This window comes from Mesorhizobium sp. (assembly GCF_004962925.1).
Taxonomy (GTDB): domain Bacteria; phylum Pseudomonadota; class Alphaproteobacteria; order Rhizobiales; family Rhizobiaceae; genus Mesorhizobium.
In genome coordinates this window covers 1-477 of the sequence record NZ_SUEO01000437.1, presented here as the reverse complement: position 1 = coordinate 477, position 477 = coordinate 1, and the positions used below count along the sequence as shown (strand labels likewise).

General features: G+C 70.4%; 1 protein-coding gene. It reads right to left on the bottom strand.

The genetic code is table 11. The features are described 5' to 3' along the window. The coding region (locus E5W87_RS35590; protein WP_292408676.1) for a helicase-related protein at positions 1 to 477 on the bottom strand (477 nt) is incomplete at both ends.

Below are 477 nucleotides of genomic sequence, written 5' to 3'. Positions count from 1 at the left end.
CTCGGCGACCATGTGAGCCAGCCGCACCGGCAGCGCCAGCCTGCGCATCGCAGCACCCGCTTCCGTCAGGCGCCCTGCCTCGTCAATGGCGTCGAGCGCACGAAGCAGCGACCTTGCCTCGTTGAGCGCCGGGGCCGGCGGCGGATCGAGGAACGAAAGGCTCGTTGGATCGGCGACACCGAAGGCGGCGCAATCGAGCAGAAGTCCCGAAAGATCGGCCTCGAGGATCTCCGGCGGGGTGTACGCGGGAAGTGCCGCCGTCTGCTCTGCCCGCCACAGCCGAATGGCGACGCCCGGCTGCGTGCGCCCGGCGCGACCGGCGCGCTGATCGGCAGAGGCGCGGGAAACCCGTACCGTCTCCAATCGCGTCAAACCGCTGGCCGGCTCGTAGCGCGGCAGCCGCGACAGGCCGGAATCGATGACGACGCGCACGCCGTCGATGGTGATGGAGGTCTCGGCGATCGACGTCGCCAGCAC